This window comes from Bacteroides sp. FSHCM14E1, assembly GCF_019633785.1.
Taxonomy (GTDB): Bacteria; Bacteroidota; Bacteroidia; order Bacteroidales; family Bacteroidaceae; genus Bacteroides; species Bacteroides hominis.
This window is the reverse complement of sequence record NZ_JADKYL010000003.1, coordinates 101,418-117,398: the sequence shown is the minus strand read 5'-3', so window position 1 is coordinate 117,398 and position 15,981 is coordinate 101,418. Positions and strand designations below refer to the sequence as shown.

Annotated in this window: 11 protein-coding genes and 1 pseudogene; 10 read left to right on the top strand and 2 right to left on the bottom strand. The window is 38.4% G+C overall.

Going from position 1 to position 15,981, the window contains the following annotated elements; all coding sequences use genetic code 11:
- Nucleotides 1–29 precede the first annotated feature (29 nt).
- From ISX59_RS06140 to ISX59_RS06115, 6 genes and pseudogenes are all read left to right on the top strand, one after another.
- Nucleotides 30–1,040: a FecR family protein gene (locus tag ISX59_RS06140; RefSeq protein ID WP_032536840.1), complete on the top strand. Its 1,011-nt coding sequence runs from the start codon at nucleotides 30–32 to the stop codon at nucleotides 1,038–1,040.
- Nucleotides 1,041–1,156: 116 nt separating this feature from the next.
- Nucleotides 1,157–4,570 carry a TonB-dependent receptor gene (locus tag ISX59_RS06135; protein ID WP_032540288.1) on the top strand — a complete coding sequence of 1,138 codons (3,414 nt, stop codon included), beginning with the start codon at nucleotides 1,157–1,159 and terminating at the stop codon, nucleotides 4,568–4,570.
- A gap of 22 nt (nucleotides 4,571–4,592) precedes the next feature.
- On the top strand, nucleotides 4,593–6,080 hold the full coding sequence (locus ISX59_RS06130) for a RagB/SusD family nutrient uptake outer membrane protein (RefSeq protein WP_032531734.1): 1,488 nt from the start codon (nucleotides 4,593–4,595) through the stop codon (nucleotides 6,078–6,080).
- Nucleotides 6,081–6,203: 123 nt separating this feature from the next.
- Entirely contained in the window at nucleotides 6,204–8,597 is a 2,394-nt protein-coding gene (locus ISX59_RS06125) for a hypothetical protein (RefSeq protein ID WP_032540287.1), read from the top strand.
- Between the two features lie 156 nt (nucleotides 8,598–8,753).
- Nucleotides 8,754–8,834: pseudogene (locus tag ISX59_RS21365) on the top strand (hypothetical protein); the annotation flags it as partial.
- A gap of 104 nt (nucleotides 8,835–8,938) precedes the next feature.
- Nucleotides 8,939–9,694 carry a NigD-like protein gene (locus ISX59_RS06115; protein ID WP_005810665.1) on the top strand — a complete coding sequence of 252 codons (756 nt, stop codon included), beginning with the start codon at nucleotides 8,939–8,941 and terminating at the stop codon, nucleotides 9,692–9,694.
- Nucleotides 9,695–10,588: 894 nt separating this feature from the next.
- Here the strand turns inward: ISX59_RS06115 and ISX59_RS06110 are convergent.
- A complete protein-coding gene (locus tag ISX59_RS06110; RefSeq protein ID WP_220575742.1) occupies nucleotides 10,589–10,954 on the bottom strand; it encodes a type II toxin-antitoxin system HigA family antitoxin in 366 nt (121 codons plus the stop codon).
- A 4-nt stretch (nucleotides 10,955–10,958) separates the two neighbouring features.
- Complete coding sequence (locus ISX59_RS06105) at nucleotides 10,959–11,252, bottom strand: type II toxin-antitoxin system HigB family toxin (protein ID WP_220575741.1); 294 nt, start codon at nucleotides 11,250–11,252, stop codon at nucleotides 10,959–10,961.
- 232 nt (nucleotides 11,253–11,484) lie between these two features.
- Between ISX59_RS06105 and ISX59_RS06100 the strand changes: the two genes are divergently transcribed.
- The 4 genes from ISX59_RS06100 to ISX59_RS06085 all read left to right on the top strand — a co-directional run bounded on the left by ISX59_RS06100 (nucleotide 11,485) and on the right by ISX59_RS06085 (nucleotide 15,775).
- Nucleotides 11,485–12,705, top strand: a complete 1,221-nt coding sequence (locus ISX59_RS06100; protein ID WP_220575740.1) for a site-specific integrase — start codon at nucleotides 11,485–11,487, stop codon at nucleotides 12,703–12,705.
- A gap of 228 nt (nucleotides 12,706–12,933) precedes the next feature.
- Complete coding sequence (locus ISX59_RS06095) at nucleotides 12,934–13,440, top strand: hypothetical protein (RefSeq protein ID WP_220575739.1); 507 nt, start codon at nucleotides 12,934–12,936, stop codon at nucleotides 13,438–13,440.
- 355 nt (nucleotides 13,441–13,795) lie between these two features.
- The gene (locus ISX59_RS06090) at nucleotides 13,796–15,049 is read left to right on the top strand and encodes a hypothetical protein (RefSeq protein WP_220575738.1); all 1,254 of its coding nucleotides are present in this window, start codon (nucleotides 13,796–13,798) and stop codon (nucleotides 15,047–15,049) included.
- A gap of 72 nt (nucleotides 15,050–15,121) precedes the next feature.
- A complete protein-coding gene (locus ISX59_RS06085; protein WP_220575737.1) occupies nucleotides 15,122–15,775 on the top strand; it encodes a hypothetical protein in 654 nt (217 codons plus the stop codon).
- The last annotated feature ends 206 nt before the right edge of the window (nucleotides 15,776–15,981 follow it).

Sequence of the window (15,981 nt, the reverse complement as noted above, 5' to 3'; positions counted from 1 at the left end):
TATACGTCCTATTATAAATTACTAATAGAATGAGTTATTTAAAAAATATAATCACTTACTTTTTCCATCATCCGGCATCGGAAGAGGTGGCGGGGAGAGTGTATAAACGATTAACCGACACAAACAGCAAGCAAGAGAAAGAGGAGGCTTTGTCTGGTATTTGGGAACAGATCGGTTTCCCGGAAGGGGATGAACACGAAACATTAAGAGCGTTTGAGAAGCTGGAACAACAGATTGGAGGAAGCTCTGTGAAGTTGGAACCGGACTCTCCGCGTTTCCGTATTCCCCGGTGGACTTGGGTTGCTGCATCTATCATCATCCCTCTATTGCTTTTATTCGGTTCTGCTTATTTATATACAGAAACTCTTACTATCAAGAATGAACTCAGTAATGTGACCTTCATCCAATACTATGTTAATAATGGGAAGAGGGAACAAATTATCTTACCCGATCAATCGAAAGTTTGGCTCAATTCCGGTTCTCTGTTGGTTTATCCATCTTCGTTCATTGGAGATGAACGTGAAGTTTATCTGGCCGGTGAAGGTTATTTCTCAGTAACGAAAAATAAAGAATGTCCTTTCATTGTGAAAACGAACTCTATTTCAATCAGTGTACTTGGTACGGAGTTCAATATAAATGCTTATCCTAATATCGATAAGGTCGTGACAACTTTGGAAGAAGGATCCATTCGTATGTTGCTGAATCGTTCCAATTCATCCTATTTACTGGAGCCTGATGATCAAATCGTTTATATCCCGTCTACCGGACATATAGAGCGAAAACGGGTAAAAGCTTCTGATTATTCTGATTGGAGAGATGGAGGTTTATATTTTAGTAGTAGTCCGTTTAAAGAAGTGATACAGACCTTAGAACGCGCCTATTCGGTTCAGGTACATTTACAGACTTCTATTTATCAATCCAATAATCTAACTATTCATTTTTATCCTAATGAGTCGATAGAAAATGTAATGATGCTGATCAAAGAAATGATTCCGGGACTTGAATATCAGATAGAGGGGAAAGATATTTATATCGAATAAGATTTTAAATATTAGCTTTTGTTAACGTTTTGTCGTTGGGTGTAGTTAAATAACAGACTGTCCTATTGTAAAAGTCGCCAAAGGACGGCTATTGTTTAACTAAAAAAAATAATATTATGAACAAAAATCGATCAATCCGAGTGGCAACCTTTTGCCTTGGTTTGATGTTGGCGGGTTCTCTGCAAGTACATGCCCAGAAAGTTACGTTTCGGGATGGAACAGTATCATTGAAACAAGCGTTTGAGAAGATCGAAGCATCTTCGAAGTATAAAATCGCTTATAATGATTCACACCTGAACGTCTCTCGTAAGGTTTCGTTAAACCAGAAAGAAACTGAAGTCCTGGAGATATTGGCAACCATCCTGAAAGATACGGGTTATACATACAAAAAAAACGGCAACTACATCGTTATTGTGCCGGTGGAGCAAAAGCCTGCTTCAAAAGTAAAGAAAGTGAAAGGAGTTGTAAAAGATGCCAGTGGCGAGGCGATTATCGGAGCAAATGTATTAGTAAAAGGTACGACAACAGGAGTAATTACCAATCTCAATGGAGATTTTGAGTTAGAAGTGCCGGATAACGCAGTATTACAGGTTACATATATTGGATATGTACAGCAGGATATAGCTGTAAAAAACCGGAATCAATTAACTATCTCGCTGAAGGAAGATACTAAAACTTTAGATGAAGTTGTTGTCGTAGGTTATGGTACTATGAAGAAAAAGGACCTGACCGGAGCTGTAGCATCAGTGAAGATGGATGATACTCCCTTAAGTACAATCTCTACGGTAAGTCATGCATTGGCTGGTAAGGCTGCTGGATTGCAAGTAAACACAGTTAGTGCCCAGCCGGGTGGGGGTACAACATTTCGTATTCGTGGAGCTGCTTCGACCGGTGCAGGTAATAATCCGTTAATTATTGTGGATGGATTTCCTGTAAGTAATGCGGGAAATGTCAGTGTCGGTTATAACAGCGATAATGGTACAACTGATAATATCTTGGCCTCTATTAATCCCAATGATATAGAATCAATTGAAGTATTGAAAGATGCCAGTTCTACTGCCATCTATGGTGCGCGCGCAGGCAGTGGTGTTATCATTATTACGACTAAACGGGGAAAAGAGGGGAAACCCAAAGTTACCTATTCAGGATCGGCTACTGTACAGACCATGGCTACCCAATATGAAATGTTGGATGCACAGGATTTTATGATTCAGTCTAACCGCTGGTTCAAGGAAAAATGGATGTATGACAATAAAGTTGGTATTTATGGCGGTAAGAGTGAATCGGATGTCGCCAGTGCATATAGTCCAAAATATTCGGATGCGGAGATTGCGAATCCGGTGAACGATACGGATTGGTTTGATCACATTACGCGTACCGGTTTTCAGACACAGCATAATATTTCTATCAATGGAGGTACAGAATATACCAAATATCTGATTTCGGGTAACTTTTTTAATCAGAAGGGTATTGTGAAGAATAATGGTATGTCGCGTTATACCGGACGTGTTAATTTGGATCAGAAACTTAGTAAATATGCAAAAGTCGGTATCAACCTGACTGTGAGCCGTAATACATTGGACAATGTTCCGTTGGGAGCGGGGCAAAATGAATATGCCAGTATTTTAGTGTCGGCAGCTCAGTTTAGTCCTCTACTTTCGGTCAAAGATGAAAATGGTGATTACAGTTTGAATCAACAAGCTGCTTATATTCCAAACCCTGTTTCATTACTTGAGATTAGTGACCAAACGACTAAAGAACGTTTGTTGGCTACTCCGTTTGTTGAAATTAAACCTATTAATGAACTCACATTAAAAGCGAGCTTCGGCATTGACCGCAACTACCAGCGTCGTGAAGTCTATATGCCCAAAACAACTCTTTATGGAGAAAAGGCAGATGGACGTGCAGATATCGGGCAATATGACAGATCTGATTATTTGCTGGAACTGACAGCCAATTATGCAAAGCGTTTTGGTAACCATAATTTGAATGCTTTGGTCGGGTATTCTTTCCAGCGTTTCACCAGCAAATATCTGAATGCCGGTAACCAGGGGTTTTTGACGGATGCTTTTCTGTTTAATAATCTGGGTGCAGGTACTTATGAGAAACCATGGGTTGGTTCTTCCGCTTCTAAAAGCGAAATGGCTTCTTTCTTCGGTCGTGTAAATTATACCTATAAAGATCGTTATTTGCTGACTGCCACTCTTCGTGCTGATGGTGCCTCTAACTTTGCAAAAAATAACCGCTGGGGATATTTCCCTTCTGTCGCTTTGGGTTGGAGATTTACGGAGGAAAATTTTGCCCGGTCTTTGAATTTGGATAAAGTGCTATCTAACGGTAAGTTAAGGTTAAGTTACGGACAAACAGGTAACTCGAATATTGGAGATAAATCAGTCACTTATTATGGTACTGGATATAATAAAGTTTTCGGTAATAAAGAATATACAGGAGTTTATGTCAGTCAGATCGGTAATCCGGATTTAAAATGGGAGACGACGACCGAGTGGAATGTAGGATTGGATCTGGGCTTCTTAAACAACCGTTTTAATGTAACGGCAGAATACTTTCATAAGGTAGTTTCTGATTTGCTTAGTTCCCGCAGTGTGCTTTCATATAATGAAGTAGGTTCAATTGCGGCCAATATTGGTAAAACACAAAGCCAAGGATTTGAACTGACAGTCAATACAAAGAACTTTGATACAAAAGATTTTAGCTGGAATACCGATTTCACCTTCTCATTCTATCGTGATAAATGGAAAGAACGTGACGAGAGCTGGAGCCCGAACCCATACGATATGTATAATGCTCCGTTGAGGGGATACTATATGTATCTGTCTGACGGGTTGATTCAGCCGGGAGAGGAAGTATCCTGGATGCCGGGAGCCCTACCGGGACAGGTGAAATTAAAAGATATTGATGGATATGCATACAATGCAGACGGAACTTATAAAACCGATAAACATGGCATTCCATTGAGGACTGGAAAGCCGGATGGAAAGATCGATTATGCGGATGCTGTATTTAAAGGTTGCAGTGATCCGGGGTATTTGTTGGGATTGAATAATACTTTCCGTTATAAGAATTTCGATCTGAATGTTTACTTCTATGGGCAGCTGGATTTATTAAAGAGTGGTTCTTATAAAGATTATTGGATTGTTGGTTCAGGTACAATGACTGGAGTGAATAACTTATATCGTGGCTATAACATGCCGACTTCGGCTAAAGATGTGTGGTCACATGATAATACATCGGGTAAGATGCCGGGTTATTTTCAATATATGAGTAATTATGGATATGGAGACTATTTTCTGGAAAAGAGCTGGTTTATTCGCTGCCGTAATATTACATTGGGATATACATTGCCTGTTAAATCGGCAAAGAAGCTGATTTCCAATGTACGTATCTACGCTGATGTAAACAACTTGTTTACTATTACTCCGTATGATGGTTTGGATGTGGAAACGGATGATTCTTATTGGGCATATCCTAATGTGCGCAGTTTTAGTATTGGTCTGGATATTACTTTCTAAGCAATAAAAAATAAAGAATGATATGAAAAAGATAATTTATATATTTTCCCTGTTTATCGCAGTGATTGGTTTATTGGATTCTTGCATTAATCTGGAATCCGAATCATACGACTCTATTAATACAACTATATTTCCAACTAATGCAGATGATGCAGATGCACTGGTTATTGCAGCAGCTTATGGTCCGTTCCGTGCAGATGGATATGGCGGATTATTTCAATGCGCTAAAGGTGGTCTGGCCTCCAATACAGATATGTCTACCGACCTATTGGACTGTAAATGGGGAGATTCATGGTGGCCGGCTGTATTACAGTTGAATTTCACTGCTACCTCTGATATCCCTACTTCTTTTTATGGTACGTGGGCGAATCATATCGGAAAGATGACATTGACATTAGACCGTATTTCTGGTATTGATATGAAAGAAGAGGAAAAAACACGTTTAGTTGCCGAAACACGTTGTGGACGTGGCTGGTTAGCATATATTCTTTACGACTTGTATGGCCCTATTCAGATTCCTTCATTAGAAGTTTTACAGAATCCTACCCAGAAGGTCATTGTACCTCGTTCTTCAAAAGAGGAAACAGTGAAGCTGATTGAAGATGATTTGAAAGCGGCAGCTGAAGTACTTCCTGCTAAATATAGCAAGTCTGATGAGAACTTCGGACGATTTACCAAAGGACTGGCATATACAGTGTTGATGAAACTTTATATGCATGAAAAAGAATGGGGCAAAGCTGTGGAATGTGGAAGAGAAGTTATGAAATGTGGGTATTCGTTGGTTGCTAATTATAAGGACATCTTTACTTTAGATAATGAAGGCAATGATGAAATGATCTTTTCATGTATTGAAACCAGAGGGGTAAATGAGCAAATGTGGCATGCACATGTGTTGCCAAGTAATTATCCTACAACTAATCCCAATATCCAAAAATGGAATGGCTATCGTATGCCATGGCAGTTTTACCACAGTTTCGATCCTAAGGACAAGCGTCTGGAAGTTATTTGTAGTGAATATGTAGGAACAGATGGGGTGACATACAATGAAACTAATCCGGGCGAGTATCTGGATAAAGGTGCATTGCCCATCAAGTATGGAGAAGATCCGACACAAACCAGTGAAAGCAGTGAAGTAGATGTTGTTGTTTACCGTTATGCCGATGTATTGACTCTGATGGCTGAGGCATTGGCACGTAGTAATAATGCGGTTACTCAGGAAGCTGTGGACCGTCTGAATGATGTACATACACGTGCAGGATTGACTGCTTATCAGTTGAGTGATTTTACCTCACTGGACGATTTTCTTGGAGCTGTTCTTAAAGAACGTGGGCATGAATTATGGGGTGAGGGCTGCCGTCGTAGTGATCTGATTCGTTATGGATTGTATATTGATTATGCTATCAAGTATAAGGGATCTACTACTGCAAAAGAGTATATGAACCTGATGCCGTTGCCGCAGAGTGTCATTACCGAAAGTAGTGGACAGGTTATTCAGAATGAGGGGTACTAATGCTTATTAAGAGATTATTATAAATTTATTCAAAACGGATTCCGCAATTTGTCATGGGGCATCTTATGATTCTTTAAATTGCCGGGATCCGTTTTTTCACAATTAGAATAGAAAAAACAGATTATGCTTTTTAAAGGAATACGTTTAGCCGTTTTATTATCCGGAATGTTGATTTTCAGTCCAATGACTCCGGCACAAATTGTTTTGAAACACCCTGGTTGGGAATGGAGAATTTCTGAAACCGGATGTGCGGAACAACTAATATTTAAAAATAAACAACGAAATGATACAGTACCTTTTTTCCGTAAGGGCGATCATGCCGGCCCCTCTTTCTATGCTAAACGCGAGGGAAAAGAGATACGTGCGCTTTGGATTCCGGATGGATATGCTTCCTATCGCAGCGAAATAGACGGGGTGCTTTGCTGCATTTCCTATACAAAAGTTCATGGGCAACCTGCATTGAAGGTAAAGTTGACTAACGAGTCATCAGTTCCTTTTCAACCTCAGAAGGCAGGGCTTAAGTTAGGTATCGATACATATATGGATAAATATCCGGATTGGTTCGGTAAATATTTTCCAACTTTGATGAGAAATGAAAAGACTCATTTTTACGGGTATCTGCAGACTCCTTCCGGACATACATTGGGACTTGTGTCACAACAGCCTGTAGCATCTTGGAGTGTGGACTATAATTTGGGATATCAGGATCCGGCACCGTTTTGGTTCATGGGGCATCGCATTGAATCGCTAAATCTTGACTTGTTGAATGCTTTACCTTTACCGTCTCGTCATCCGCAAGATTTGTATGAGTTGAAACAAGGCGAAAGTAAAGAGTGGACCTTCCTGTTCATCAATGTGGGGAAGCTGGATAATTTGGAATATGCTATAACACAAGCTGCAGATATTCCTTTGATTGATATTCGTCAGACCTCTTATGCTGCGCATGAGGAAGCGTCATTCATGTTTACAGCGGATACTCCAGAGGTAAAAGTAACTAATGATGCGGGGGCAGAGTTACCTGTTGTGCTGACTAAAGCGGAGGGTAAACGTTGGATAGGAAAGGTTAAACTGGAAGATGCAGGACTTTATACTCTTTCCGTCCGTTCGGGCAATAAGGTTGCCGAAGCGGTATGGACGGTGCATCATCCTTGGCAGTGGGTGATGAAAAAGGCACGTGAGAATGTAGCCCGTTATCATCAGAAACCCACATCACATGCCGAAAGTTGGTATGGGTTCTATTCGGCCTTTCTGGCCGCCCGTTATTTTCCGGATAAAACATTGGATAAACAATTGAGTGATTATTTTGATCAGCTCTACAATAAATTGCATGATCCGGAAAAAGTGGAGCCATTGTATTTTAAAACTCGTATTCAAAATACTTCCACTACAATTGGGATGTTGGCAGATAAGTATGAGGCACAGGGAAATTTGGAGGATCTGAAGAAAGCATCGAAATTGGCTGACTGGATGATTCGGACTTCTCAGCGTGATGACGGAGCCTATTATAATCACGGAACAGTCTATACCAGTGTTATTTATATTGCTAAAAGTGTTTTAGAACTTGCCGTTCTTGAACGTAAACAGGGTGAGCAAGATCCGTTTTGGAAAGATTGTGCCGAACGTCATTTTTTATCTGCCAAAAAGGCAATCGACCAATTGGTTGCATCACAAGGTGATTTCCAGACAGAGGGAGAGTTGACATTTGAGGATGGAATGATTTCTTGTTCGGCTTTGCAGATCGGTATGATGGGGGTTCTTGAAAAAGATGCTGAAACACGTAAATATTATACTGATGCAATGCTGAAGATTCTTAATAGTCACGATTGTCTGACTCAGCTTCGTGTTCCTGATGGACGTCGCCGGCAAGGTACTATGCGTTATTGGGAAGCGCAATACGATGTGCAAATGTTACCGAATATGTTTAATTCGCCACATGGTTGGAGCGGATGGCGTGCATATGCTACCTATTATGCCTATTTGTTGACAGGTGACGAAAAATGGTTGGAACAGACATTTAATGCAATGGGGGCTTTTGCTAATTTGATTGATTATAAGACTGGACAGTTGCGTTGGGCTTTTGTTGTTGATCCACACCTTGAAGTAGAGCAGGCATGCAGTGCTGATACAAAATTGAACTTTTCAGATCTTAGTTTTGGCAATCCGCATCCCAAATTATATGATACCCGTAAGTTTGTTATTGGCGAACAATATGTAAACATGATCAGCGATTGGCAGACAGTCAATACTCAGGATAATGATGTGCACGAACTGTTTAAGTGTATTGGTGAGACGGTACTGACTAATGCTTTTGTGATAGAACGTCCAAATGGTGAGGTGGTTGGATATAATTGTCGTGTATCCGGAAAAGGTAATACACTGACAGTAAAGGCAGACGAAAAACAAATCGTGAATCTGCATTGTAACTTAAAACAACCGTTCTCTGTGACTTTTGGTGGCAAATCCCGCTCTTTACCCAAAGGATACTGTGATTGGGCCTTTGGGCAATCCGGTTATTAATTATTCGATAACTTTCATTGATCCCCTGTATTCATAAAACGAGATGTGTGATATGTTTCGTTTTATGAATATAGGGGATGTTTTTTGAAGAAACTGTTTTTATGAGAAACTTTGGCTTACCCATAGGAATACTTATCTTAATGATGTAAGTGATGAACTTGTCATCAAAAAATAGTAATTGATATGGGCGGTCTCAAAAGATCATATTTGGGACCTGAAAGTACTCTTTGCCGTTGATATTATTTTTAATTAACATTCTTGGATGCAGGCTTTTCGGAATTGTTTTATTTCTATAAATAGAGAGAACCTATTTTGAATGTCTAATGAAAATGAAATCTATTATGAAAGTCTGTTCATTCTTGAATAAAGGAGTTATAATTGCGATGGCGGTTGTTTGTTCTGCCGGTTTACAGTCTTGTCTGGATGACAATGATAAGTACTATTATGTAGGAGGATTTCCTAATGCTCTTGTAACAGTGAAAAACGCGACTGATGGTTCATGCTTTTTACAGTTGAATGATAGCACGACATTGTTGCCTACTAATATGACCTCTTCTCCTTTTGGCGAGAAAGAAGTAAGGGCATTGGTGAATTATGATGAATTGGATGAATCAGGTGGAAAATATGATAAGGCCATACAGGTGAACTGGATAGATAGTATTCTGACCAAATCGATTGCACCTGATCTGGGGACGGAAAATGATGTTGTATATGGCACGGATCCAGTCGAAATTGTGAATGATTGGGTGACTATTGCAGAAGATGGTTATTTGACTCTACGTTTCAGAACAACGTGGGGAGACTATCATAAAGCCCATTTCGTAAATTTATTGTTAAGCCAGAATCCGGAGAATCCTTATGAGGTAGAATTCCGTCATCATGCGTACGGAGACACATATGGTACGATGGGAGATGGTCTGGTCGCTTTTAAACTGGATGGTCTGCCGGATACAAATGGTAAAACAGTCAAATTAAAACTAAAATGGAAATCATTTACCGGCGACAAATCTGCAGAGTTTGATTATTGCACTCAAAAGTCCGTTACACCAGTTAATGCAGCAATCACATCGGTAAGGAGTAATTTGAACTTAAAATAACTTCTCAAGCCCCAAAAGGTTACGTTTCTGTGAATCTCGATTGGAGCATACGGCTTGCCGGGATCTGAAAATAGATAGGAGCGTAGCCCTTTTCTATTAACATTGTTAATGCCTTTTTCAGAACGTTTTTTTTCTATTTGCAGAGAAGAAGTCTTTTGTGCACAAAAGACTTCTTCTTTATTATCAAAAGGCTTGTTTTAACGTACTGTTAAAACAAGCCTTTTGCAGGAATGTAACTAATGCTTATAATTACTTGATTTTTAATCTTATGGAGTAGTGTCAGAACTTTTACTCCCCAATTTTCTCCTATAAGGTTTAGCGGGGATATTTGCTATTTTAATAAGTATATGTGCTTTGATAAAAAAAGTAGGTGGTTGAACCTTTCGATAAGATTGTTTGTTCAGACTTCCTGTATTTACCTCATTTCAGTAAATAGACTTACATAGTTGAAACATTATCATTTTCCCTTGTTGATAGCCTGTTTGAAGTAATGGTTAATAGAATGAATGTAAACTTGTAATCAATTGAAGCTTATTTTGTTATCCTGTTGATAACTTTAGTGGATACCTGTTAATAACCTTGTTGATAACTGAGTGGAATGTATGAGGGGAGCAGCGTGTCGTGCAATAAAAAAGCGCCCAAGAGTGGAAGCCTCCTAAACGCTAATTTTCTTTTGGTAGCGGGACCCGGGATTGAACCGGGGACCTCATGATTATGAAACCGGGCTGTACCGATGTCTTCCTATTTCTTTGCGTTTCACGCTCTTACTTAAGTGGCTCTTTTTCAAGGGCAAATATAATATTTCTTTTTCTTCCGTAATCACGTTATTTCTTCTGTTTTCCGGTGATTTGTGCAATTTTCGTGCAAATGGTCGTTTTTAGACCCAATTTCATATCAGATACCTAACACTATATTCGCATCAATATTGAGTTTCCGGCTCATTTCACGAGCTACTTTAAGGGTAGGCTCGCAACGTCCCGTAAGATAGTCGCTGATACGTGAAGGACTTACTCCAAGAAGTTCTGAAAGTTTCACCTGATTCAATCCCATTTCATACATACGAAGTTTTATCACATCCACTAAAGAAGGTGATTTTATCGGATAGTGTTCATCTTCATAATCCGCAACAAGTTCTGACAACAAATCCAATTCTATCAGATTCTTGTCATTCAAAGGCGTATTGTCATCAACCAATGGCAGAAGTTCTTCTATTCTCTCCATTGCTGCCTTATAAGCTGTTTCATTCTGAATCTTTGCCATACGTCTATATATTTTTAGCGTCAATTACATCATATTCGGCATGCGTACCGATAAAGCGAATCAAGACTGTTTTTATCGTAAACTTGATTACTACAATCAACCGATAATTGTTTCCTCTGATATTGAATACATAGTGTTGATTGCCTACATTATCCACACTGTTAAACATCTGCTTCATATCAGCAAAACAAGTCCATTCCGCTTTCTTCACTTTCTGATACCACTCTTCGAGTGCAGTTTCCGCATCAGGATGCTCGGTATAATACTCGATTATTTTGCTTCTCGCTATTATTCTCATGCTCTTTGTTGTTTATGCAAAAGTAATTATTTTGTTTTGAAATACAAAATATCCTACTGAATTTCAGAATATATATATTCGATGTTACCTTAAAATATTTCCAAAACAATACTGCAAACGTTATTAAAAAATGTCTGTAAATGCCTTTTGAAAGCCCCGTTTAACTTATAATTCCAAAAATTGGGGGATATATTACCGGTAAACAATTCCGTTTACAAGTAATTCAAACATCATGATTAAAATCATTAAAAACGGCGTTGTTGTGTCGGTTGTACTCGACACTCGCACCATTAATAAAGAAGGTACTTATCCGGTAAAAATCAAAGTGTATTATCAGGGCAAACCAAAGTATTATTCAGTCGGTATCTGCTTGACTTCAAAAAAAGAACTTGAAGAAGCGCTTGAAGGCAAGTCCAAAGAGTGCAGAGATATTCAGGAAGAAATCGGTAAGGAACTCAGCCGTATTCTAAAGAATGTGGAATATCTGGCCGAACGCGGAACTTTCTCTTTTGACCGTCTGAATACAAGACTTGGAAAAAACATCGGCGGTACTATCAATGAAATGCTTGAAGCCAAGATAAAAGAACTGGATGAAAACAACAAGTTTGGTTCCAAGACTTTTTATCAAAGTACGCTATCATTGATTAAGCGGTATAAAAGGAATAATGTACTAATTCGGGATATTACAGTTGAGTGGCTGCGTGATTTTGAGAAATTCTGCCTGAAAACAGTAAGTCAGACAACTTTGGCTATCAACATGAGAAATATTCGTGCTATCATGAATATTGCCAAATCTGCCGGAGTGATTAGAGAGGCTGATTATCCTTTCGGGAGAGGCAAATACCAGATAAAGGAAGGTGTAGGCAAGAAAAAAGCACTCAACAAGAAACAACTCAAAGCTATCGCCAATTATTCGGACGGTAACAAGTTCACAGAGTTTTATCGTGACTTATGGCTATTCATCTATTTCTGCAACGGTATCAACGTTGCCGATTTGATAAACCTAAAATTCTCTGACATTCAAAACGGAGAAATTTCGTTTATTCGTGAAAAGACAAAGGACCGTACTCGTGACACAAAACGGATTTATGCACCGATAACTCCTGAAATGCAGTCTATTATTGAAAAGTGGGGGAACAATCCAAGAAAGAGCATTTATATATTTCCTTTTATGAAGGCTGGTGATGATGCTTGGGAGCATGAGAAGAAAAAGAAGAATCTCACCAAGCATATAAATGACAGAATGAAGGTTATCGGTGAGAAATTAAATATAGGCAAGATAACGACATACGTTGCACGCCATACTTATGCTACCGTATTGAGAAACGAGGGTGTTCCGGTGTCTATAATATCACCTATGTTAGGTCATACAAGTATAACCACTACTGAGATATATCTTGCCGATTTGGAGTCTGAAAACAGAGCCAGAAATGCGAGTTTATTGAGCTTTTAATGTCCGTATTTCTCTTAATTTTGGTAGGTCAAGCATACAGTCCGATTCTCTTGTTTAGTGGAGAATCGGGCTTTCTTTATGCAAAATTACCGGTGCGAGAGCTTAATTCAGGTTAAAAATATAGTTAAAATACCTTTTTCTTTTATATTCCGGTAAAAAAGAGGATATATGTATTAACCGAAAATTCAACTATTCGGAATATTACTAATTGTCAAAATAAATAAAGTTATGACACGAAAGAAAAAAGTAAAAGAAGAACAAGCGGTGACTGCCGAAGTCGTAGAGACTAAAAAGAAATCTTCAAAGAAAGCACCAAAGACTAAAATGTCTGCTCAAAAAGAAAGCATACAGGAAACCGGTTTTCAAGAGCCGATTGTCAAAGAAGAAAATACGAAAGATTCTTTTAAAGACAAAGATTATACAATCGATGAGCTTATAGATATGTTAGGGCCGGATATTGATTGTGAGGATGATACAGAGTTTTCATTAACGGAAAATACTTCTTCACAAGAACAGGAATACACAATAGAGGATATGCTTTCCGCATTGGACGAGTCAATCGATGATGACGATGAAGAATGTGTTTCAGATGAAGTACTTGATAAATTCGACAAGACACTCGAAGAAAAAGGTTTGGGCGATGATTATTTTCGGAAGAAAGAAGAACGGCTTAAAGAAATGGAGCTGGAGCATGAACTTCACGAATTCGCCATTGATGAAATGCTGAATGAATAAGAATATCTAATTTTGTAACCTGCAACAGTCTCTTTATGAGATGTAACTTTGTGATGTGCCTTATTTTTTCTAATTTTGTATCGTCATGGCAACATGGCGGACATATTAGAAATTTAAGGTACACGAAAGTGTTTAACTGATTCTCCGGAATAAAGTCTGGTAAACTATTAACGAACGGGAATAAGTTAGCATCTCTCGCGTCATATCCATATATGGCGTGGGGAGACTGTTGCTTGTTTTAGTTCAAGGGTTTTACCAGAGCCTATTCCGTAAAATAAGTTAGCAGCCCTCACGCTTTCGCATTTTATAAACTTCTTCTGTGTGGGCGGGGAGAATGGAATAAATACTGGTAATTATGAAGAAAAATTATTGTTTTGTTTTAAGTTTGTTCCTGTTTGGAACAATGCTGTCAAGTTGCGAAAAAAGTGGGAACTATCAAGAATTTGACCGTAATGAAATCTACAAGCATCTTTCATCTGTAAATGTTCGTGATGCAAAGATGATTTATACGAAAGAAGGTACTAATACTCGTTCTGGAGAATCTGGAGCTTTTGGTGGAGTGTGGAAGATTGACCAAAACGGGAATGAATCCAAGCTAATAATCACAGGTTCTGATGGTAAAACAAATGTTTTGAATATCTATGAAATCAATAAATTATCAGACAATGTATTATTGATGTTTCCTGATTGGTATGATACAAATAGAATAGAGCAAGAATGGTATAACTCACATAGTGACGACCCAACACACATAGCTATCCCAAGTGAGCCGCATGGCGCAGCAACAGAATACGCAATGCTTTTGAATAAAAATACAGAAAAATTATATCGTTTTCCAGAAAACTTATCAAAACCTGATAAGAACGATAATATCTTCACTGACAAACAAGGTAATATCTATTACAAAGGTCATCTGAAAGGTGAACAGGTGTTAAAGTTGTCGCCTGAAACAATGACTATTGAGGCTTTGTTGCCGGATGATATAAGCTTTGATAATTTTTCGGTAACTGGCGATGGGTTCGTAGTATACAGAAAAGGGAATGGGCAGCAATTTAATTGTCGTGTCAAATGTCCGGGTGGTAAAATCTATCCGATTACAGATACTTATACTTTCATCTTTAGTGGTGATTTATATTCGGTTCGTGACAATACGATTATCAAATATGAAACTATCGGTAACAATGATTTGGAAGAAAAAATAATCTGTACAATACCGGAAGATAATAACTACTGGGCATTTACGCCAAATTATGTACGTAATACAGTCGTAATAAATAGGAATTTGGAGTTTGACGGAGAGCAATGTGTTAAACTGGACAAGTATGTGAATATCGGAGATATTCGTACAAGCAAAGCATGGTATATTCTAAACAATACCATGTTCTCAAAAACAGCAATGAAAGATTATCAGGAATCGCAATTTCAAGTTTCGGAATATGAAATACAAAGTCTTTCGGCAAATTCTGAAAGTTCTAATATCGCATTCACCGGTTTCAGATATTCGGACGGTGCCAATGTTGTAGGAACTATCACAGAATCAGATGAAGTTGTAATCAACAGTATTGCTGATAATGGAAACAGAATCATCAATCTTATTTCGTTGAACTAATATCAACTCAAAATAATATCCTCTTGTTGCTTATGCAATGAGAGGATTTTTTATACCCAAAATTTTAAAATTATGAATAACAGAATTACCCCTTATAACATTACGGAGCTGAAAACAAATGAAATATTCGTGTTCGGTTCAAACTCAAACGGTGTACATAATGGAAATGCCGCAGCAACAGCGATGAAATTCGGTGCTATTATGGGACAGGCTGTGGGAATACAGGGGCAGACCTATGCGCTACCTTCCAAACACATTGAGAATCTTAAAAAACATATTGATGATTTTCTACTGTATGCAGAACAACATTCGGAATATACTTTTTTAGTTACAGAGATAGGATGCGGAATATCCAAACATTCGCCATTTGAGATTGCACCGTTATTCAAAGAAGCGGTTCATATAAAGAACATCAATTTGTCTTTGTCCTTTTGGGATGTTCTGAATGGTGGCATACAAGCCAGAATCAGACAGGTTGCCGAAAAAGAATCTCCTTCCGTTTCTGATTTTTGTCAAAGAACGGGATTGTCTTTTACTATACTGATGAACATTTTATTCAGAAAAGAACTTCCTACCGTCTGGATTGTGCAAAAGATACTAATTGCCTTTCCGTCTATAAATGCAAGGTGGCTACTTTTGGGAGAAGGCGATATGAAGCTCACGAAACGCAACAGTTTTCTCACAAGAATAAACGATTTTCTGCATGTCCTTTTCGCTTCCAAATAGACATGAAATTATTATTTCCCCATACCAAAAATGAGGATGTTTTCGTCTCCTGTATCGAACTTTGCTCTTGCCTCTAATACTCGGTATAAAGAAGCAAGAGCATATCTCGAATATGAAGAATAATTTAAAAGTAGAAAATTCTTACATAGTGAATAAAGTGAATGAAATGAATCTATTTTTATATAAATTGTTTTTGTGGTTATATT